We start from the raw sequence: 19,324 nt of genomic DNA, 5'->3' as shown, positions 1-19,324 counted from the left end.
TTCAGAGTGAGGAACATCGCCCTTTGACGATCAGGCATCCATGAATTTCGGGAACCACGATTCATGGGCTTCGCGCATCGCGGTGACGGCAACTGCGCTGGCGTCGCCCAGCTTCAATTCGCTGCCGCCGGTGGTGCCGATCCAGGGCGCGAAGACGCCCGTATCTTTGACGCGCTCCTGGTAGAACCAGTCGACGCGGTCGCGCGGGATCGTCACGAGATAGCGGCCCTGGTCTTCGCCGAAGAAAACAGGAATCGGCGACAAGTCCTTCAATTGGTTGACGGTTGCGCCGATGCCTGAAGCCATGGCCATCTCGGCGAGGCCAACGGCAAGGCCGCCATCGGAGAGGTCGTGCACGGCGGTCGCAATGCCGTCGGCGATGAGGGCGCGGACGAAATCGCCCACCTTCTTCTCGTGCTCCAGATCGACCGCCGGCGGCGGGCCGTCGGTGCGGCCATGGATGTCGCGCATATAGACCGACTGCGCCAGATGCGTGCCCCAGGAGGCCGGCGCGCCGATGAGCAGGATCGCGTCGCCTTCGGCCGCAAAGCCGATGCGCGCCATCTTCGACCAGTCGCGGATGAGGCCGACGCCGCCGATGGTCGGCGTGGGCAGGATGCCTTGGCCGTTGGTCTCGTTGTAGAGCGAGACGTTGCCCGACACGATCGGGAAGCCGAGCGCGCGGCAGGCGTCGCCGATGCCGGTGACGGCCTTGGCGAACTGGCCCATGATCTCGGGGCGCTCGGGATTGCCGAAATTGAGGTTGTCGGTGGCGGCCAGCGGCTCGGCACCGGTCGCGGTCAGGTTGCGCCAGCATTCGGCCACGGCTTGCTTGCCGCCCTCGTAAGGATCGGCTTCGCAATAGCGCGGCGTCACGTCCGACGAGAAGGCGAGCGCCTTGGTGGCGTGGCCTTCCACGCGCACCACGCCGGCGTCGCCGCCAGGAAGCTGTAGCGAGTTGCCCTGGATCAGCGTGTCATACTGTTCCCAGACCCAGCGGCGGCTCGACATATTGGCGCTGCCAAGCAGCTTGAGAAGGGCGTCGGCCACGTCGGCCTGAGGGACGTCGTCCTTGGCCAGCGGCTCGCGCTTCTTCGGCTCCGTCCACGGGCGATCATATTCGGGCGCCTGGTCGCCGAGTTCCTTGATCGGCAGGTTGGCGACTTCCTCGCCCTGATGCAGCACGCGGAAGCGCAGGTCGTCGGTGGTCTTGCCGACGATGGCGAAGTCGAGCCCCCATTTGCGGAAGATCGCCTCGGCCTCTTCCTCCTTTTCGGGCCACAGAACCATGAGCATGCGCTCCTGGCTTTCCGAGAGCATCATCTCATAGGCGGTCATGCGCTCTTCGCGCACCGGCACCACGTCGAGGTCGAGCTCGATGCCGAGATCGCCCTTGGCGCCCATTTCGACTGCCGAGCAGGTGAGGCCGGCAGCACCCATGTCCTGGATCGCGATGACCGCGCCCGAGGCCATCAATTCAAGGCAGGCTTCCAAGAGGCACTTTTCGGTGAAGGGGTCGCCCACCTGCACCGTGGGGCGCTTTTCTTCGATGTCGTCACCGAATTCGGCAGACGCCATGGTGGCGCCGCCGACGCCGTCGCGACCGGTCTTGGCGCCGAGATAGACCACCGGCAGGCCGACGCCTTCGGCCTTGGAGAGGAAGATGCCGTCGGTCTTGGCGAGACCAGCGGCGAAGGCATTGACCAGGATGTTGCCATTGTAGCGCGGGTCGAAATTAACCTCGCCGCCCACCGTCGGCACGCCGAAGGAATTGCCGTAACCGCCGACGCCGGCAACGACACCGGCCACCAGATGCCTGGTCTTGGGATGATCCGGCGCGCCGAAGCGCAGCGCGTTCATTGCCGCCACGGGGCGAGCGCCCATAGTGAAGACGTCGCGCAGGATGCCGCCGACGCCGGTCGCCGCGCCCTGATAGGGCTCGATGTAGGAGGGGTGGTTGTGGCTCTCCATCTTGAAGACCACGCAGTCGCCGTCGCCGATGTCGACCACGCCGGCGTTCTCGCCCGGACCCTGGATGACCACGTCGCCCGTCGTGGGCAGGGTGCGCAGCCACTTCTTGGAGGATTTATACGAGCAGTGCTCGTTCCACATGGCCGAGAAGATGCCGAGCTCGGTGAAGGTCGGCTCGCGCCCGACAAGGTCGAGGATGCGCTGGTATTCGTCGGGCTTCAGCCCGTGCGATGCGATCAGCTCGTCCGTGATTTTCACGGTGTTGGAAATGGTCATGGGATCGGGCCTTTTCCGTCAGTTCGGCTTCGGAACATTTCTAAAGCGTGAAATGCCAAGGTCTGCAAGGATTGCGATGACGCATGGCACAAGATAGCGGTGTCATAGTGCGGGCAGGGGACCTCTCCGCTTTTTTCAGTCCCTTGCCCATCCGGTCAGGCCGCGCTGCCGCAGTCGCTCCTGCCCCTTGCCCAGCGGTCGAGATCGGCATTGATACGCGCGCCGAGCGGCTCGCTCGTCAGCGGGCCAAAATGCTCGAGGCGGCTCGAATTGCCGCGCGCCTGCACGACCAGCAGCGGCAGGCCGCCATAGTTCTTGGCCGGAACCAGCAGGAAGCGTGGCGTGCCGCCGAAGGCGTTCAGCTCATTGGCCATGCGATATTGCCTGAAGGCTGGGTCCTTGCTGGCGAACCAGCACTTGTGCGCGGCAATCGCCACCTGCTCCATGGTCCTCAGCGATGCGCTCTTGCCCGAGCCAGCAGTCGGGCTCGAAGGCTTGGAGCCGGACTGGCAAGCGCCAAGCGCAAGCAGCGCCGAAAACACTGCGGAAACCATGCAAAGCTTCTTCATGCCGCGACATTCGCCTTTTCAAATCTCTGGGTTGCGGTCGGTGGGATTTTTCTGAGCCGTTCAGGCCGCCACGCCAAGCGCGCTCTCGAAAAGCCCGCGCCCATCGATGCCGCCATGGGCCGGTTCGATCAGGTTTTCGGGATGCGGCATCAGGCCGAGCACGTTGCCCTTGTCGTTGACGATGCCGGCAATGTCGTTGATCGAGCCGTTGGGGTTGGTGCCTTCGGCATAGCGAAATACCACCTGGCCCTGGCCCTCGATGCGCGCCAGCGTCTCGGCATCGGCAAAATAGTTGCCGTCATGGTGCGCGACCGGGCAGCGGATGATCTGGCCCGGCTGGTAGCGATGGGTGAAGGCGGTGTTGGCATTGGCCACCTGCAGCTTCACCTCGCGGCAGACGAATTTCAGCGATGTGTTGCGCATCAGGGCGCCCGGCAGCAGGCCGGATTCGACCAGGATCTGGAAGCCGTTGCACACGCCGATGACCTGAACGCCCTTAGCTGCCTTTTCGGCCACGGCGCGCATGACCGGCATGCGGGCTGCGATGGCGCCGCAGCGCAGGTAGTCGCCATAGGAGAAGCCACCGGGGATGACGATCAGGTCGACATCGGGGATTTCGGTGTCAGTCTGCCAGATGGTGACGGGTGCGGTGCCCGAAATCTTGGTCAGCGCCGCGATCATGTCGCGGTCGCGATTGAGGCCGGGGAGGACGACGACGGCAGATTTCATTTCGGTTCGTAAGGCCTTTGCGTTTCGGCGAGTTCGCGCAGTTCGAGACGGCGTTCTATGCGATCGAGGCGATCTTCGTGGCGATCCAACCTTCGGTTCACACCTGCAAGTGCTTCCTCCGCGCCAGTCATTCGCCGCTTGATCTCCTGGAGGTCGAATCTCGCTTCGGAGAGATCTGAATGAATGCGCTTGAGCAATTCATACATCAGGTCATTTGTGACTTCTGTCACCGCCGCCTCCGGCTTCAACCTCAGGTTATGGACACACTATAGTTCTCGATGACCGTGTTCGCCAGAAGCTTATCGCACATGGCCTTGAGGTCGGCTTCGGCCTTGGCGGGGTCGGTGCCTTCGATCTCGAGGTCGAACACCTTGCCCTGGCGCACCGAATGCACGCCGTCGAAACCGAGGCTGTCGAGTGCATGTTCGATCGCCTTGCCTTGCGGGTCGAGCACGCCGTTCTTGAGGGTGACGGTTACGCGGGCCTTGATCACGGGCATTTCACTCCGAGAAGTCGACTAAAAGTTGTTCGGGCGCGTTTTTGAACGCGCCCGAGGATTTGGTTCAGTGCTTTACGAGGACCGGCCCGGTGGGGCGTGGCGGCTCGTTTTCATTCATGATGCCGAGCCGGCGCGCCACTTCCTGGTAGGCTTCGACGAGCCCGCCCATGTCGCGGCGGAAGCGGTCCTTGTCGAGCTTGTCCTGGGTGTTGACGTCCCACAGACGGCAGCTGTCGGGCGAAATCTCGTCGGCGACGACGATGCGCATCATATCGCCCTCGAACAGGCGGCCGCATTCGATCTTGAAGTCGACGAGCTGGATGCCGACGCCGAGGAACAGGCCGGAGAGGAAGTCGTTGACGCGGATGGCGAGCGCCATGATGTCATCGATTTCCTGCGGGCTTGCCCAGCCGAAGGCGGTGATGTGCTCTTCCGACACCATCGGGTCGTCGAGCGCATCGGCCTTGTAGTAGAACTCGATGATCGAGCGCGGCAGCACGGTGCCTTCCTCGATGCCGAGGCGCTTTGCCAGCGAGCCGGCGGCGATGTTGCGCACGACGATCTCGAGCGGGATGATCTCGACTTCCTTGATCAGCTGCTCGCGCATGTTGAGGCGGCGGATGAAGTGGGTCGGAATGCCCATCCGGTTGAGATGGGTGAAGATGTGCTCGGAAATGCGGTTGTTGAGCACGCCCTTGCCGTCCACGATGTCGTGCTTCTTCTTGTTGAAGGCGGTGGCGTCATCCTTGAAGAACTGGATCAGAGTGCCCGGCTCAGGTCCTTCATAAAGGATCTTGGCCTTGCCTTCGTAGATGCGGCGGCGATTTTTCATCTCATTGTTCTCTGAGTTCAAGGGCCGACGGCACGGAGGCCGCTCCCTGGCATCTCGCGCGCGAAGATCGCGGCGCTCATGGGGTTTCAAGGGGTCTCTATCCCAAACGCGCCGTTTGCTCAATGAGCAATTCTGCGCGATCAACTGCTTTTGCAAGCAAAATGCCGCAGTGCAGCATAGTAGTGCCTATATTGACCGGCAAACGGCTTTCGGTTTGTGTTGGCCCAACCCATATACTCAGTCGCGAATCGGCATTGATCCGGAGGAATTGCGTATGACCAGTATGAAGGACCGCGAAGAGGGCTTCGAGAAGAAGTTCGTCATGGACGAGGAATTGCGGTTCAAGGCCATGGCCCGGCGCAACAAGATGCTCGGCCTCTGGGCGGCTGAAAAGCTCGGCAAGACCGGCCCCGACGCCGAGGCCTATGCCACGGAAGTGGTGATGTCGGACGTCGAGGAAGCGGGCGACCACGACGTGTTCCGCAAGATCCGCCGCGATTTCGACGCGGCTGGCGTTGAGCAGTCGGATCATCAGATCCGCCGCACGATGGACGAAATGCTCGCCGTCGCAGCCCAGCAGATCAAGAATAGCTGAGCGACCTGCGCTCTGGACCAACGAACCGCCCGCTTGCCGGGCGGTTTTTCTTTGCCTTGGCAGTCGTTTCCGGTTCAGATGACGGCAAATCCGAGGAGCCTTGCCCATGACGATCGCATCCCGCCTGAACGCCGGTGAAACGCTGCTCACGGCCTGGTCCGGCATACCGGACGCGCTGACGGTCGAGATCGTGGCCGCCCAGGGTTTTGATGCGGTCACGCTCGACATGCAGCATGGCGGGCACCACGAGGACAGCATCCTGCGCAGCATCGTGCCGGTGCTTCGTGCGGCCAAGCATCCGGTGGTGCGCATTCCGGTCGGTCGCTTCGACATGGCCAGCCGTGCGCTTGACTTCGGCGCCGAGGCGGTGATCGCGCCGATGGTCAATTCGGTAGAGGATGCGCGCCGTTTTGCGGCCGCGATGAAGTATCCGCCGGTGGGCGAACGCTCCTGGGGGCCGACCTTCGCCGCACCGCGCTACGGCAGCAAGGATCCGGTTGCCTGGCTGCGCGAGAGCAATGCGACGACTGTGTCCTTCGCCATGATCGAAACCAGGGCAGCGCTAAACGTGCTCGACGGCATTCTGGCGACACCCGGCATTGACGGCATCTTCGTCGGTCCGGCCGATTTTTCCATCGCCTGGACCGAGGGAGAGACCGTGGACGCGACGCTTGAAGACATGATGGAAACGCTGGCGCGTATCGCGGCCCGGGCGAAGGTGGCAGGCAAGCATGCCGGCATCTTCGTGGTCGATGCCGGCATGTGCGGCCGATTCGTGGAGATGGGCTACCGCTTCCTGGCGCTCGGCACCGAGCATCGCTACATCTCGCTGGGCGCCGAAAGCCTGCTCAAGACCGCGCGCGACACCCTCGGCGCGCCGCAGGCCCGCAAGGGTTCCGGGAAAACGGGTTACTGACCCGGCTCAGCCAGGCAGTCGCGACAGGAAGTTCGCAAAAGCCATCGAGCCTTCTGGCCATGGACCGTAGCCGGCGTCAGCATTGATGTGGCCGGCTTCTCCGGCATGGATCAGCTGCGAGCCCCAGGCTGCGGCGATGTCGGCGGCCATCTCCTGCGAGCAGAACGGGTCGTTGCTGCTCATCACCACCACTGACGGAAACGGCAGCGGATCGCGCGGGTAGGGGCCGAAGGTCATCAGGTGCTTCGGCCGGATCTCAGGATTGGCGACGTCCGGCGGAGCAACCAGGAAGGCACCGGCAACCGGCTTCGTGAACAGCGGTACGGCGTGGATGACGGCCGGCACCCCGAGCGAATGGGCGATGATGACGACCGGCTTTTCAGCCTCGTTCACCGCGTTTGCGACCGCTTCCACCCAGTCCTCGCGCACGGGCTTGGACCACTCCGCCTGCTCGACGCGGCGCGCCGTCGAGAGTTTTGACTCCCAGCGGCTCTGCCAATGGTCCGGCCCGGAATTGGTGTAACCGGGAACGATGAGGATATCTGCGTCTTTGACCTTCATGATCGCGCATGTAGCGACGCCTTCGCCGCGGTGCAACCTTCAAGGCGCTCGAATGAGCAGTGATCCCTTGGTCGGCCCACGGCAAGTGCACGCAACAACTCCTTCCCGTTATAACTCCATGTGCACGATTTCGATTGGGTCTCCGCCCACGCCATGGGAGAAAAAGCCTCTCTCGATCGTGCGAAAACCATGCTTCCGATAAAAGCCCTCGGCATTGATCGTGGACTCGACCTTGATCGGGCCTTTGTGCCCCAAGCGGGCATTCTTGATGCCGATTTCGAGCAACTGCTTGCCGAGGCCTGAACCGGCTGCTTCCTCCAAGAGGAATAGCCGGGTGACCTCTCCGGGCTCGGTGTCGACAAAGCCGACGATCCTGCCGTTTTGCTCGGCGACGACCATTCGCCCCATGGCGATGAGGTCCTCATAGTATTCCGTAGTGCGATTTCCCATCCAGCCGTCGATCTGCCCGGACGAATAGTGGTTTTTCGCAAGCGCGCGTACGGAAAGGCGCGTGACGTCGAACACAGCTTGGCCATCGCCTTGATGAGCGGGGCGCAGGGAGAAGGATTGCTCGGTGTTCATGAACCGCACTCGGATAAGATCTTTGCTTACCCCAGTTAGCAGAAGGGCAGCCAATGCGTCTTCGCTTATCGCCGCTTGGTACAATCGGTAATTGCGGCAGCGCCGTCGCTAATCGATCTAGTGAACGCGGTGTTCGCAACTTGCTGCCTTGTGTGAACGGTGTTGCTGGTCGATTTATTGGGAGACGAAACAATTGCGTCGGCCGGGAATTTGAACCTGACACGACGCAAACTGGTCGGCAGCGCCGCTTGTTCGCCCTTGGGGCGACGGTGGGTGCCGGCCGCACGGAGCCGAACATGAGCGAACTGCCATTTGCCGCCACCACGCCGGTCAGCGTTTCCCGCGTCGGCCTCAAGGCGAAGGACGCCGACAAGCTCGCGGCCTACTACCGGGCGGTGGTGGGCCTCGATGAGCTGTCGCGAGACGGCTCGGTCATCACACTTGGCGTGGGAAGCCGGCCCCTGCTCGACATCGAGGCCGATCGGGCGGCAAAGCCGGATGATCCGCGCAGCGCCGGACTGTTCCACACCGCGTTTCTGTTGCCCGAGCGCGCCGATCTCGGCCGCTGGATCCGGCATGCGATCGACCACCGCATCCCGGTCGACGGCACATCCGACCATCTCGTCAGCGAGGCGCTGTATCTGACCGATCCCGAAGGCAACGGCATTGAAATCTATGCCGACCGCCCACGCGAAAACTGGAAATGGCACGGCTCGCACGTCGAAATGGCGACGATTGGCCTGAATGTGCCGGACGTGCTGGCTTCGGTGCCGGCCGACAATGCGGAGTGGAAGGGCGCGCCGGCAAACAGCGTTATCGGCCATGTGCATCTGCGCGTCGGCGATCCGAAGGAAGCCGAGGCCTGGTGGAACAAGGAATTCGGCTTCGACACCATGGCAGTGTATGGCGGGCAGGCGGTGTTCCTGTCGTCCGGTGGTTATCACCACCACATCGCCGCCAATTCCTGGCAGAGCCCGCATGCCGGCAAGCGCGACGCCAGCCGCACGGGCCTGAGCTGGGTCGAGATGCGCTCGGCGAACGCCAAGGCGAACGAGACCCGGGAAGACCCTTGGGGCACCGTGATCAGGACGGTGCCAGGCAAGGCTTGACACTAATCGAATACAAAAGAAAAGGGCCTGCGCCACGCTGCGCAGGCCCTTCTTTTTTTAGGAAGTCTGTGACTCTCGGTTTCGCGAGATCAGCTTTCTCCGAACACCCGCTTGAAGATCGTGTCGACATGCTTGGTGTGGTAGCCGAGGTCGAACTTTTCGCGGATGTCCTCTTCGGAAAGTGCTGCGCGCACTTCCTCGTCGGCCAAGAGTTCCTCAAGGAAATCCTTGCCTTCTTCCCAGACCTTCATGGCGTTGCGCTGGACGAGGCGATAGGCGTCCTCGCGGGACACGCCGGCCTGCGTCAGCGCCAGAAGCATGCGCTGCGAATGCACCAGGCCCCGGAACTTGTTCAGGTTCTTCATCATGTTTTCGGGGTAGATCACCAGCTTCTCGATGACGCCGGCGAGCCGGTTCAGCGCGAAGTCGAGGGTGATCGTGGTGTCGGGGCCAATGGCGCGCTCGACGCTCGAATGGCTGATGTCGCGCTCGTGCCAGAGCGCCACGTTTTCCATCGCTGGCGTGACCGACATGCGCACGAGGCGCGCGAGGCCGGTGAGGTTTTCGGTCAGCACCGGGTTGCGCTTGTGTGGCATGGCCGACGAGCCCTTCTGGCCCGGCGAGAAGAATTCTTCTGCCTCGAGCACCTCGGTGCGCTGCATGTGGCGGATTTCGATCGCGACATTCTCCATCGAGGAAGCGATGACGCCGAGCGTGGCGAAGAACATGGCGTGCCGGTCGCGCGGGATGACCTGCGTGGAGACGGGCTCCGGCGCTAGACCGAGCTTGGCGCAGACATATTCCTCAACATAGGGATCGATATTGGCAAAGGTGCCGACCGCGCCCGAAATGGCGCCGGTGGCGATTTCTGCGCGCGCGGCAACCAGGCGAGCCCGGTTGCGCGACATTTCGGCATAGAAGCGGGCGAAGGTGAGGCCCATCGTGGTCGGCTCGGCATGGATGCCGTGGCTGCGACCAATGCGAACCGTATCCTTGTGCTCGAAGGCGCGCGTCTTCAGCGCGGCCAGAACGCGGTCCATGTCAGCCAGGAGCAGGTCGGCCGCACGCACCAGCTGGATGTTGAGCGTGGTGTCGAGCACGTCCGACGAGGTCATGCCCTGGTGGACGAAGCGGGCGTCGGGACCGATGAATTCGGCCAGATGCGTCAGAAAGGCGATGACGTCATGCTTGGTGACGGCTTCGATCTCGTCGATGCGCGCCACGTCGAACTTGGCCGCGCCGCCCTTTTCCCAGATCGTCTTCGCCGCTTCCTTGGGGATGACGCCGATCTCGGCCAGCGCATTGCAGGCATAGGCCTCGATCTCGAACCAGATGCGGAACTTGGTTTCCGGCGACCAGATGGCCACCATTTCCGGGCGCGAATAGCGAGGGATCATGTCGAGCTGTCCGTTAAGCGTTGAATGGGGGGCTCCTAACAGACCAAGCCCCATTGCTCAATGCATGGAGCTTACCAGCAAATGGAGGTCGGGGGCAGATATGCATCCAAATCCGCCACGAGGCGTTATCCGGGCAAGCCCGCCGAAGGGAGGATAGAGCCGTGACCGCCGCCGACCAGTTACGCGAAGAAGCCATTCATCAGATCCGCGAGCACATGGAGGTCATCGGCGCCGATGGCGTGCATATAGGCTCCGTCGAGGCGGTGACCGGCCAGCGCATCATGCTTTCGAAGCAGGATAGCGGGCAGGGCTCGCACCGCCATCACAACCACTTTATCCCGCTAGCACTCGTGGCCGAGGTGGAGGGCGACAAGGTGCGCCTGTCGGCCAATTCGGATGTCGCCGTCACCTTCGAGGAAGAAGAGGACGGCCACCAGCCGATCACCTCGACAGCGAAGACCACACAGGCATGAGGTCGCCGGGCGCGGGCGTCGCCGAATACACCGCCCGCGCGATGGCGCGCGCCATGGTGGCTCCCGCTGCTGCGTAAAGGTCGGTGATGTCGTCGGCATCGGGTGCGATGCCGCTCTTTCCAGTGGCCAGCGCGAAGACGAGGTCGCCGTCCATCGGCGTATGGGTCGGCCAGATGGCGCGGGCAAAGCCGTCATGCGCGGCAATCGCCAGGCGCTTGGCGGCAGGCTTGGTCAGAACCGCGTCGGTGGCGATCACGGCAATCGTGGTGTTGGCGCCGGCGACCGGCCGCTGTCGGAATTTCAGTTCGATGTCGGTCGCTTCAGCAGGCAGAGGCGAGGGCAGGCCAAGCCCGCCGAACTCGTCGCCGATCTCGAAATGCGCGGCCCAGAAATGCCGGCTGCGACCGACCGTGACCGCGCCGACGGGATTTGCCGCCACCAGCGCGCCGATGGTGATGCCGTTTGGCAGAACGGTCGAGGCCGAGCCGAGCCCACCTTTCAGGCCAGCCACGAGCGCGCCAGTGCCGGCGCCGGCGGTGCCAATCTCGAAATCGACGGCTGCGTTCTGCACCGCCTCGTAGCCGAGCTCGCGATAGGGCGGATAGCGGCCCCAGTTCTTGTCGCCGCCATTGATCAGGTCGAACAGGATGGCGCCGGGAACGAGGGGGACGCGCTGGTCGGCCACGGCAAAGCCGATGCCGCGCTCGCGCAGCGCCGCCTGCACGCCAGACGCGGAGTCCAGCCCGAAAGCCGAGCCGCCTGAAAGCACCACGGCATTGATCGCCTCGACCGAATTGTGCGGCTCAAGAAGATCGGTCTCGCGCGTGCCGGGCGCACCGCCCAGCACCTGCACGCCGGCCACCGCCAGCTCGTCGCAGAGCACTACGGACACGCCCGATTTCAGCTTCGCGTCAGCGGAGTTGCCGACCTTCAGCCCGGCGACGTCGGTGATGAGATTGCGGGGGCCGGCCTTGAAGCTCATTGCACCTCCACGGGCACGAAGCGCGTCCCGTCGTAGCGCAAGACGCGGTACGGGTTGTCGGACAGATCGCCCTTGGCATCGAACCTTACAAGGCCGATTGTCGTCTGGAAATCATGTTCGGTGAGCGCCTTCTTGAGGTCGCCGCTCGCGCTCGCATCGGCCGCCGCCGCGCGGACGACTTCGACGGCCGCATAGGCTGGCAGGACATAGCCGTCGGGGATGACCCCATTGGTCTTGAATTTCTCGGCCACGGCGGGTTCGGCGACCTCCTGCCATTCGGGCAGGGCGATCATCAGCGTGCCGGCAGCCAGCGGCACGGGACCAGGGGCCGCGCGTAGGGTTTCACCGCCGGCGAACACCATGTTCAAGCCGATCTTGCGGGCATCGCGCGCCATGATCGCGACGTCGTCGCGGTCGCCGCCGACGAAGACATGCGTGGCCCCCGCCTTGCGCAGGCGGCCGACGAGTGCGACCTGGTTGTCGAGTTGAGGCCGGAACGTGTCGTTGAAGACTGGCTTCAGCCCGTCCTGCTGGGCAGCAGTGCGAAAGCTCTCGGCGAGTTCGCGGCCATAGATGGTGCCGTCGTCGACGATCGCGAACAGCTTGTCGCGCCAGAGCCTTGTCAGCAGCCGGCCAGTCGCTTCGTGTTCGCTGTCGGCGCGGGGGGCAAGGCGGAACACCGGCCAGCCGGCTTTTTCGCGCTGGTCAGTGAGGCTGTCGGTGCGCACGCCGATGGTGATGACGGGAATGCCGGCATCTTTCAGGATCGGCATCGCAGCTTCGATGGCTTCGCCGCAAAGGAAGCCGACCACGGCCTGCACCTTGGCTTTGGCGAATTGCTTGGCGGCCTTTGTGCCGCCATCGGCCGTGCAGGCATCGTCGACGATCTCGAGCGTCACCGAGCCGTCTTCAGCTGCGGCCTGCACGCCGGCGCGGATCTGCGCGCCAAGGACGGCCGAGGCGCCGCTGAGCGGAGCCGCCACGCCAAGGCGCAGCGCTTCGGCATGCGCCGACCCGGCCATGAACAGGCCAGCCAAGGCGCCTATGACGAAACGTGCAATCCGCATGCCTTTCCCCACTGCCGGCGAGCGATAGCCGGCGTCATTTCGGGCCAAGACGTAAAGGCTGCCCCGAATTTCCGCAACAAGCTAATTCCTTGACTTACTTGACTGGCCCAAGCCGCCTTGCTTGTGACGCGGTAATAGCGGGCATATATAGCGGGCAACTGACAATCGCGGGAATCTCTCTGGTGTTGAAGAAATATGATGTCGAGCCGCAGGCCTATCGCGACGCGATGGCTCATTTCGCCGGTGCTGTCCATGTCGTGACGACCGACGGCAAGGCTGGGCGACGTGGCGCAACCGTGATTGCGGCCTGCTCGGTTTCCGACACCCCGCCGATGATCCTGGTGTGTCTCAACCGCGAGAACCCCAACAACGATCTCTTCATCAAGAACGGCAATTTCGCGCTCAACACGCTTGCCGCGCATCATCAGGAGTTGGCGGCGGCCTTCTCCGGCATCACCCGCCTGCCCACCGAGGAGCGTTTTGCTCTCGGCGAGTGGGAGACGATTGCGAGCGGCGCGCCGACGCTGACCGACGCGCTGACCGTGTTCGACTGCGAACTCGTCGACACCAAGGACCTCGCCACCCATCGTGTGCTTTTTGGCAAGGTGACAGGCCTGCGGGTGAGCAATAACTTCAAGCCGCTGATCTATCACGATCGCGGCTATCACGTACTCGGCCGGTGAGGCCCACGGAGACGCAATGAGCGACGCGGCACGGCCGGTACCCGACTCCATCGACGAAACGCTGGAGATGCTGACAGGGGCCGATTACGTTGCCGACCGCGCGCTGGCGACGGTGCTGTTCCTGAGCCTGCGCATGAAGCGCCCGCTGTTCCTCGAAGGCGAGGCGGGCGTGGGCAAGACCGAAATCGCCAAGGTGCTGGCCAGCGGGCTTGGCCGCCGGCTGATCCGCCTGCAATGCTATGAAGGGCTCGACGTTTCCTCTGCCGTCTATGAGTGGAACTACGCCGCCCAGATGATCGAAATCCGCATGGAGGAGGCGGCCGGCGAGGTCGACCGGCGCGACATGGAGCGCAACGTCTTCTCCGAAAAATACCTGATCCGCCGCCCGGTGCTCGAGGCACTGACCGGCAAAGCGGGGGCCGCACCGATCTTCCTTATCGACGAGCTCGACCGCACCGACGAGGCTTTTGAGGCGTACCTTCTCGAAATCCTGTCCGATTTCCAGGTGACGGTGCCGGAACTCGGCACGATCAAGGCCGAGGAGCCGCCGATCGTCATCATCACTTCCAACCGCACGCGTGAAATCCATGACGCACTGAAGCGGCGCTGCCTCTATCACTGGGTCGACTATCCCAATGCCGCGCGCGAACTGGAGATCGTGCGCCGCAAGGTGCCGGACGCCAACCGTCGCCTGTCCACCGAGGTGGTGAATTTCATCCAGAAGCTGCGCGAGATCGAACTGTTCAAGGCGCCTGGCGTGGCCGAGACCATCGACTGGGCGAGCGCGCTGACCGAGCTCGACAAAGTCGCGCTCGATCCCGAAACGGTGTCCGACACGATCGGCGTTCTGCTGAAATACCAGGACGACATCGCGCGCATCCAGCAAGGCGAAGGCCGCCGCATCCTCCAGGAAGTGAAGGCCGAGCTGTCGGCGGCGGAGTAGTTGGTGATGGTGGCGTGGTGTCGATTTACCCCCACCCCTAACCCCTCCCCACAAGGGGGAGGGGAACTGTTTCGCGCTTCCGTTTTCCTCTCGGCCGACATTGCCGAATCTGGTGCAGGAAGCACTTCCGCAAGTCTCCCTCCCCCTTGTGGGGAGGGGTTATGGGTGGGGGTATGACCCTAGGAGCTACCCGAAAACCCTCAGGATCTGTGCCCGTTCCCGACGGGCGCATTGCCGACAACATCGTCTATTTCGCCCGCACGCTGCGCAAGGCGGGCATGCGCGTCGGCCCGTCCTCGGTGAAGGATGCTATCGAGGCAGTGCTGGCCGCCGGCATCGGCTCGCGCGAGGATTTTTACTGGACGCTGCATGCGGTGCTGGTCACGCGCCACGAGGACCATGCGACTTTTGATGAGGCGTTCCGCCTGTTCTGGAAGTCGCGCGAGCTGATCGAGAAGATGATTGCCATGTTCTCGCCGGTCGCGCCCGACAATCGCGAGAAGCAGAAGCCGCGTGCCGCCGAAAGCCGCGTGGCGGACGCCATGTTCGAGGGGCACCAGAAGAGCCAACCCGTCAGCGAGATGCCCGAATTCGAGATTGACGCGCGTTTCACCGTCTCGGGCAACGAGGTGCTGCGCGGCAAGGATTTCGCGCAGATGACGGCGGCCGAGATCAGCGATGCCAAGCGCGCCATCGCCCAGCTGCAACTGCCGTTCGACACGGTGCGCACGCGACGCTACCAACCCGACACGCGCGGCCGCACCGACCCGCGCGCCATGATGCGCTCGGCCGCCCGCACCGGCGGCGAGCTGATCCTGCCGAAATTCCGCTCGGCCCGCGAAATCAGTCCGCCCATCGTGGTGCTGGCCGATATTTCCGGCTCGATGAGCCAGTACACGCGCATTTTCCTGCATTTCCTGCACGCGCTGACCGAAATGCGGCGGCATGTGCACACTTTCGTCTTCGGCACGCGGCTGACCAACCTGACCCGCCAGATGCGCCATCGCGACCCCGACGCCGCACTTGCCGACTGCTCGGCGGCGGTGAAGGACTGGTCGGGCGGTACGCGCATCGGCGACGCACTGCACGAGTTCAACCGGCTTTGGTCGCGCCGGGTGCTGGGGCAGGGCGCCGTCGTGCTGCTGATTACCGATGGGCTGGAACGCGATGACGTGGGAGAGCTTTCGGCGGAGATGGCGCGGCTGCACCGCTCCTGCCGGCGGCTGATCTGGCTGAACCCCTTGCTGCGCTTCGAAGGTTTTGAGGCGCGGGCGCGCGGGGTGCGGGCCATGTTGCCGCATGTTGACGAATTCCGCGCGGTCCACAATCTCGATGCGCTCGCCGATCTCTGCGCTTCGCTGGACCGTCGGACGACCGTCGATGTCGACCCTCGGCGTTGGCTAGGGATTGGCAGTTCCAAGGCCGCGTGACCATATAAAGCAGGTCCTTATCGGGGCCACGGAGGAGCAGTCATGGAGAACACAGCCCATCTGGACGAAAGCCGCGACCCGCTGCTCATCGCCGAAGAGTGGATGAAGAGCGGCCGGGATGTCGCCGTCGCCACCGTGGTGGAGACATGGGGCTCGGCACCGCGCCCGGCCGGCAGCTGCCTGGTCATCGACTCGGAAGGCAATTTCCAGGGCTCGGTTTCCGGCGGATGCGTCGAAGGCGCGGTGATCGCCGAGGCCGCCGACGTGATCGAGAGCGGCAAGCCCAGAGTGCTCGAATTCGGCGTGGCCGACGAGACCGCCTGGCGCGTGGGGCTTTCCTGCGGCGGCCGCATCCGTGTCTATGTCGAACGGCTGGGCTGATCATGGACCCGTATCATCTCAAGAAGCTGAACGCCGAACGCCGCGCCCGCCGCGCGGCCGTACTCGTGACTGATCTCGGTGACGGCCGCGACCGCCTCGTGTGCGAGGGTGACGTGGTTGCGGGCGAACTTGGCGTCGCGATTGCCGAAGCTTTTCGCACCGGTGCCTCGCGCGTGGTGGAGGCCGAAGGCCGCAGCTTCTTCCTCAACGCGCATCTGCCGCAGCCGCGGCTGGTGGTGATCGGCGCGGTGCATATCAGCCAGGCGCTGGCGCCGATGGCGCAGGTGGCCGGCTATCCGCTGGAGATCATCGACCCGCGAACGGCCTTTGCAACGCCTGAGCGCTTTCCCGATGTCACGCTTCATCCCGAATGGCCGGAAGACGTGCTGAAGCTGCATCCGCTCGACAGCTACACCGGTCTGGCGGCACTCACGCATGACCCCAAGATCGATGACTTTGCGCTGAAGGCGGCGCTGGAAGCCGGCTGCTTCTATGTCGGCGCGCTGGGCAGCCGGAAGACCCATGCCAAGCGCGTGGAACGGCTGATGGCGATGGGTGTGCCGGCCGAGCGGATCGACACGATATTCTCGCCGATCGGCATCGACATCGGCGCGGCGAGCCCGGCAGAGATCGCGGTCGCGGTTCTGGCGCAAGCGATCCGCGCATTCCGGTCGCGGGGCGCGGCACGGCAGCCCAAGGGGGAGGCGGCGTGAAGTTCGGAACGGTCAGCATTGATCAAGCCGCAGGCGCGGTGCTGGCGCACTCGCTGACTGCTGGCGAGCGGCGGTTCCGCAAGGCACATCTCCTGAACGCCGACGACATCGCGTTCCTGAAGGCGACCGGTATCCGCGAACTGGTCGTTGCACGGCTCGATCCGGGCGATGTCAGCGAAGACAAGGCGGCTGAGCGCATTGCGCGCGCGCTTATGGTGCGCAATGTCGAGGTGAAGGCGGCGGCGACCGGCCGCGTCAATCTTCATGCTGAAACAGCCGGTGTGTTCATCGTCGACAAGGCTTTGGTCGATGCGATCAACGCCGTCGACCCCGCGATCACGCTGGCGACCGTTCCCGACTATGCCGAAGTGCAGGCCGGGCAGATGGTCGCCACGGTCAAGATCATCCCCTTTGCCGTAGCAGGTGAGCTGGTCGATCAGGTGGTGGCGCTGTGCGCTGGGCGCGAGGCCTTTGCCATAAAACCGTTCCGCGCGCTGCGCGTGGGCATGATCCAGACCGTCCTGCCCGGCATCAAGGGCAGCGTGCTCGACAAGACCTCCGCGATCACGGTCGAGCGGCTGGCGCGCTCGCAAAGCGAGATCACCGAGGAACGACGCACGCCGCACGAGGCCGCGCCGGTGGCCGAGGCGGTCGAGGCGCTGGTGCGCGACAACGACATGGTACTGGTGTTTGGCGCCTCGGCCATGTGCGATTTCGAGGACGTCATCCCGGCGGCCATCATGAAGGCCGGAGGCCGGGTCATCCGCGCCGGCATGCCGGTCGATCCGGGCAACCTGCTTGTGATCGGCGAGATCGGCGGCAAGCCGGTGATCGGCGCGCCGGGCTGCGCCCGCAGCCCGAAGGAGAACGGTTTTGACTGGGTTCTGGACCGCGTGATCGCCGGCCTGCCGGTATCGGCAATGGACATTGCCGGCATGGGCGTGGGCGGCCTTCTGATGGAAATCCCGACGCGGCCGCAGCCGCGCGAGGCGCGCGAAAGGCCGGTTTCCGCGAAGGTCGGCGTCGTGGTGCTGGCGGCCGGCCGCTCAAGCCGCATGGGTGGGCCCAACAAGCTGATGGCGCTGTTCGGCGACCGGCCGCTCATCCGCCTTACGGTGGAGCGTGCGCTGGCGAGCAATGCTGCGACCACCGTCGTCGTTACCGGACATCAGGCCGACAGGATCGAGGCCGCGCTTTCGGGGCTCGCCGTGAAGTTCGTGCACAACCCGGATTTCGCGACTGGACTTGCCTCTTCGCTGAAGGCAGGGATTGCGGCGCTGCCGCCTGATATCACGGGTGCGTTAATCGTGCTCGGCGACATGCCGGGTATCACTGCTGACGACCTGAACCGTATGATCACGGCGTTCAAGTCGGGCGGCGGGCGGCCGGTGGTGCGCGCCACTCATGAAGGCCGCCGCGGTAACCCGGTTCTCCTGCCGCGCTCGCTGTTTCCCGCCGTTGCAGGCTTGCAGGGCGACACCGGCGCGAGGCATATCGTGGAGGCCGAGGGGGCCAATGCCGTCGATGTCGAGATCGGCGCGGGCGCTGCCCTCGACGTCGACACGCGCGATGCGCTGGAAAGTGCCGGCGGCGTGCTGCAGGAAAGGTGAGCGGGGACGCATGACATTTCTGGTTCGGTGGCGCAGCGCCGTTGCTGCAGGGCTGATGGCGCTTGCGATGCCTTCGCTTGCTTTGGCTGACGGGCTGACGCTCTCGCCCTTCAAGGACGACCTCTTCGCCTATCCCGGCGTGCTCTCCACCGGCGATGGCGGGGCCTACATGGTGGTCGACTACCGCGAGATGCGCGATATCAATGCGCGCGACGAAATCCCCGAACGGCGTGTGCGCGGACAGTACATCTCCACCGGCGTGCGCAGCGTGCAGAATGATCTCGTCCTGAAGACCGATATCGGCGACATCCGCCACTTCGCGGTGGGCAAGCAGCAGGGCGCGAAGCTGATCGTCATCTACCTGCACGGGCAGGGCGGTAGCCGCAAGCAGGGCGTCGACGACTTCACCTTCGGCGGCAATTTCAACCGTGTGAAGAACCTGATGGCCGAAAATGGCGGCCTCTATCTCTCGCCCGATTTTCCCGATTTCGGCGACAAGGGCGCAGCCCAGATCGCCGCGCTGATTTCGCATTATGCTGAAGCGTCGCCGGGCGCGTCGGTCTTCGTCGCCTGCGGTTCCATGGGCGGGTCGCTGTGCTGGAAGCTCGCCGCCGATAAGACCGTCGCGCCGCACCTTTCCGGTCTGTTGCTCCTCGGATCGCTATGGGACGAGGACTTTTTCACTAGCGCGGCCTTCAAGCGCAAGGTGCCGGTGTTCTTCGGCCAGGGCAGCCACGACATCGTTTTCCCGATCGAGAAGCAGGAAGCCTTCTTCCGCTCGATCTCGGCCAAGTCGCCCGGCTATCCGACGCGCTTCGTGCGTTTTGAGACCGGCACGCACGGCACGCCGATCCGTATGACCGACTGGCGCGGCGTGCTGAACTGGATGCTGTCGCTCAAGCGCTGACCTGGAGCGAGATGCTTTCTCGTTGAATTACGATCTCGCTCTAAGTTTTTGTTTTTGCCGCATGATCTTGTCCGAAAAGTCTGCAACTTTTCGGGATCA

The 19,324-nt window shown here is 64.0% G+C and carries 22 protein-coding genes; 11 read left to right on the top strand and 11 right to left on the bottom strand.

Translation table 11 applies throughout. From position 1 onward, the window contains the following. Nucleotides 1-30: 30 nt before the first annotated feature. The 6 genes from purL to purC form a co-directional block, all read right to left on the bottom strand. On the bottom strand, nt 31-2,247 hold the full coding sequence (gene purL, locus M2281_RS01180) for a phosphoribosylformylglycinamidine synthase subunit PurL (RefSeq protein WP_280819270.1): 2,217 nt from the start codon (nt 2,245-2,247) through the stop codon (nt 31-33). A 155-nt stretch (nt 2,248-2,402) separates the two neighbouring features. Beyond that, the gene (locus tag M2281_RS01175; RefSeq protein ID WP_280819269.1) at nt 2,403-2,816 is read right to left on the bottom strand and encodes a hypothetical protein; all 414 of its coding nucleotides are present in this window, start codon (nt 2,814-2,816) and stop codon (nt 2,403-2,405) included. Between the two features lie 60 nt (nt 2,817-2,876). Next, on the bottom strand, nt 2,877-3,545 hold the full coding sequence (gene purQ / locus M2281_RS01170) for a phosphoribosylformylglycinamidine synthase subunit PurQ (protein WP_280819268.1): 669 nt from the start codon (nt 3,543-3,545) through the stop codon (nt 2,877-2,879). Then, a complete protein-coding gene (locus M2281_RS01165) occupies nt 3,542-3,775 on the bottom strand; it encodes a hypothetical protein (protein ID WP_280819267.1) in 234 nt (77 codons plus the stop codon). Before M2281_RS01165 ends, purQ begins: the two co-directional genes overlap by 4 nt. Before the next feature lie 20 nt (nt 3,776-3,795). Continuing rightward, the gene (gene purS / locus M2281_RS01160; RefSeq protein ID WP_280821071.1) at nt 3,796-4,038 is read right to left on the bottom strand and encodes a phosphoribosylformylglycinamidine synthase subunit PurS; all 243 of its coding nucleotides are present in this window, start codon (nt 4,036-4,038) and stop codon (nt 3,796-3,798) included. Nucleotides 4,039-4,108: 70 nt separating this feature from the next. After that, nucleotides 4,109-4,876 (bottom strand): phosphoribosylaminoimidazolesuccinocarboxamide synthase, encoded by a 768-nt coding sequence (purC, locus tag M2281_RS01155; protein ID WP_106725084.1) that lies wholly within the window; start codon nt 4,874-4,876, stop codon nt 4,109-4,111. A 274-nt stretch (nt 4,877-5,150) separates the two neighbouring features. On the opposite strand from purC, the gene M2281_RS01150 reads away from it, so the two are divergent. Continuing rightward, complete coding sequence (locus M2281_RS01150; protein ID WP_280819266.1) at nt 5,151-5,471, top strand: DUF1476 domain-containing protein; 321 nt, start codon at nt 5,151-5,153, stop codon at nt 5,469-5,471. Between the two features lie 106 nt (nt 5,472-5,577). After that, nucleotides 5,578-6,387, top strand: coding sequence for an HpcH/HpaI aldolase family protein (locus tag M2281_RS01145; RefSeq protein WP_280819265.1), 810 nt, complete (start codon nt 5,578-5,580; stop codon nt 6,385-6,387). 6 nt (nt 6,388-6,393) lie between these two features. Here M2281_RS01145 and M2281_RS01140 read toward each other — a convergent pair whose 3' ends face one another. Further along, a complete protein-coding gene (locus tag M2281_RS01140; protein WP_280819264.1) occupies nt 6,394-6,948 on the bottom strand; it encodes an RBBP9/YdeN family alpha/beta hydrolase in 555 nt (184 codons plus the stop codon). Nucleotides 6,949-7,056: 108 nt separating this feature from the next. Continuing rightward, nucleotides 7,057-7,584: a GNAT family N-acetyltransferase gene (locus tag M2281_RS01135; RefSeq protein WP_342394240.1), complete on the bottom strand. Its 528-nt coding sequence runs from the start codon at nt 7,582-7,584 to the stop codon at nt 7,057-7,059. 242 nt (nt 7,585-7,826) lie between these two features. Between M2281_RS01135 and M2281_RS01130 the strand changes: the two genes are divergently transcribed. Then, nucleotides 7,827-8,639, top strand: a complete 813-nt coding sequence (locus tag M2281_RS01130) for a VOC family protein (protein WP_280819263.1) — start codon at nt 7,827-7,829, stop codon at nt 8,637-8,639. Between the two features lie 89 nt (nt 8,640-8,728). On the opposite strand, the gene purB is transcribed toward M2281_RS01130, so the two are convergent. Continuing rightward, nucleotides 8,729-10,036: an adenylosuccinate lyase gene (purB, locus tag M2281_RS01125; protein WP_280819262.1), complete on the bottom strand. Its 1,308-nt coding sequence runs from the start codon at nt 10,034-10,036 to the stop codon at nt 8,729-8,731. A 215-nt stretch (nt 10,037-10,251) separates the two neighbouring features. Between purB and M2281_RS01120 the strand changes: the two genes are divergently transcribed. Beyond that, entirely contained in the window at nt 10,252-10,509 is a 258-nt protein-coding gene (locus tag M2281_RS01120; protein ID WP_280821069.1) for a DUF2171 domain-containing protein, read from the top strand. Here the strand turns inward: M2281_RS01120 and M2281_RS01115 are convergent. After that, the gene (locus M2281_RS01115) at nt 10,478-11,491 is read right to left on the bottom strand and encodes a P1 family peptidase (RefSeq protein ID WP_280819261.1); all 1,014 of its coding nucleotides are present in this window, start codon (nt 11,489-11,491) and stop codon (nt 10,478-10,480) included. The genes M2281_RS01120 and M2281_RS01115 overlap by 32 nt on opposite strands. Further along, nucleotides 11,488-12,558 carry a branched-chain amino acid ABC transporter substrate-binding protein gene (locus M2281_RS01110; RefSeq protein ID WP_280819260.1) on the bottom strand — a complete coding sequence of 357 codons (1,071 nt, stop codon included), beginning with the start codon at nt 12,556-12,558 and terminating at the stop codon, nt 11,488-11,490. Before M2281_RS01110 ends, M2281_RS01115 begins: the two co-directional genes overlap by 4 nt. A gap of 182 nt (nt 12,559-12,740) precedes the next feature. Here M2281_RS01110 and M2281_RS01105 point away from each other — a divergent pair, with 182 nt between their 5' ends. The 7 genes from M2281_RS01105 to M2281_RS01075 all read left to right on the top strand — a co-directional run bounded on the left by M2281_RS01105 (nt 12,741) and on the right by M2281_RS01075 (nt 19,225). Continuing rightward, nucleotides 12,741-13,241 carry a flavin reductase gene (locus M2281_RS01105; RefSeq protein WP_280819259.1) on the top strand — a complete coding sequence of 167 codons (501 nt, stop codon included), beginning with the start codon at nt 12,741-12,743 and terminating at the stop codon, nt 13,239-13,241. A gap of 16 nt (nt 13,242-13,257) precedes the next feature. Further along, complete coding sequence (locus M2281_RS01100; RefSeq protein ID WP_280819258.1) at nt 13,258-14,184, top strand: AAA family ATPase; 927 nt, start codon at nt 13,258-13,260, stop codon at nt 14,182-14,184. 173 nt (nt 14,185-14,357) lie between these two features. Continuing rightward, complete coding sequence (locus M2281_RS01095; RefSeq protein ID WP_280819257.1) at nt 14,358-15,614, top strand: vWA domain-containing protein; 1,257 nt, start codon at nt 14,358-14,360, stop codon at nt 15,612-15,614. A gap of 42 nt (nt 15,615-15,656) precedes the next feature. Beyond that, entirely contained in the window at nt 15,657-15,995 is a 339-nt protein-coding gene (locus M2281_RS01090) for an XdhC family protein (RefSeq protein ID WP_280819256.1), read from the top strand. Nucleotides 15,996-15,997: 2 nt separating this feature from the next. Further along, a complete protein-coding gene (locus M2281_RS01085; RefSeq protein WP_280819255.1) occupies nt 15,998-16,708 on the top strand; it encodes an XdhC family protein in 711 nt (236 codons plus the stop codon). Next, the gene (locus M2281_RS01080) at nt 16,705-18,318 is read left to right on the top strand and encodes a molybdopterin-binding/glycosyltransferase family 2 protein (RefSeq protein WP_280819254.1); all 1,614 of its coding nucleotides are present in this window, start codon (nt 16,705-16,707) and stop codon (nt 18,316-18,318) included. The genes M2281_RS01085 and M2281_RS01080 overlap by 4 nt, the downstream gene beginning before the upstream one ends. 55 nt (nt 18,319-18,373) lie before the next feature. After that, a complete protein-coding gene (locus tag M2281_RS01075) occupies nt 18,374-19,225 on the top strand; it encodes an alpha/beta hydrolase (protein WP_425537694.1) in 852 nt (283 codons plus the stop codon). Nucleotides 19,226-19,324: the final 99 nt, after the last annotated feature.

The organism is Pseudaminobacter soli (ex Li et al. 2025) (assembly GCF_029892515.1).
Lineage (GTDB): Bacteria > Pseudomonadota > Alphaproteobacteria > Rhizobiales > Rhizobiaceae > Pseudaminobacter > Pseudaminobacter soli_A.
The sequence above is the reverse complement of the archived record's forward strand: the minus strand, read 5'-3'. Positions and strand labels throughout refer to the sequence as shown.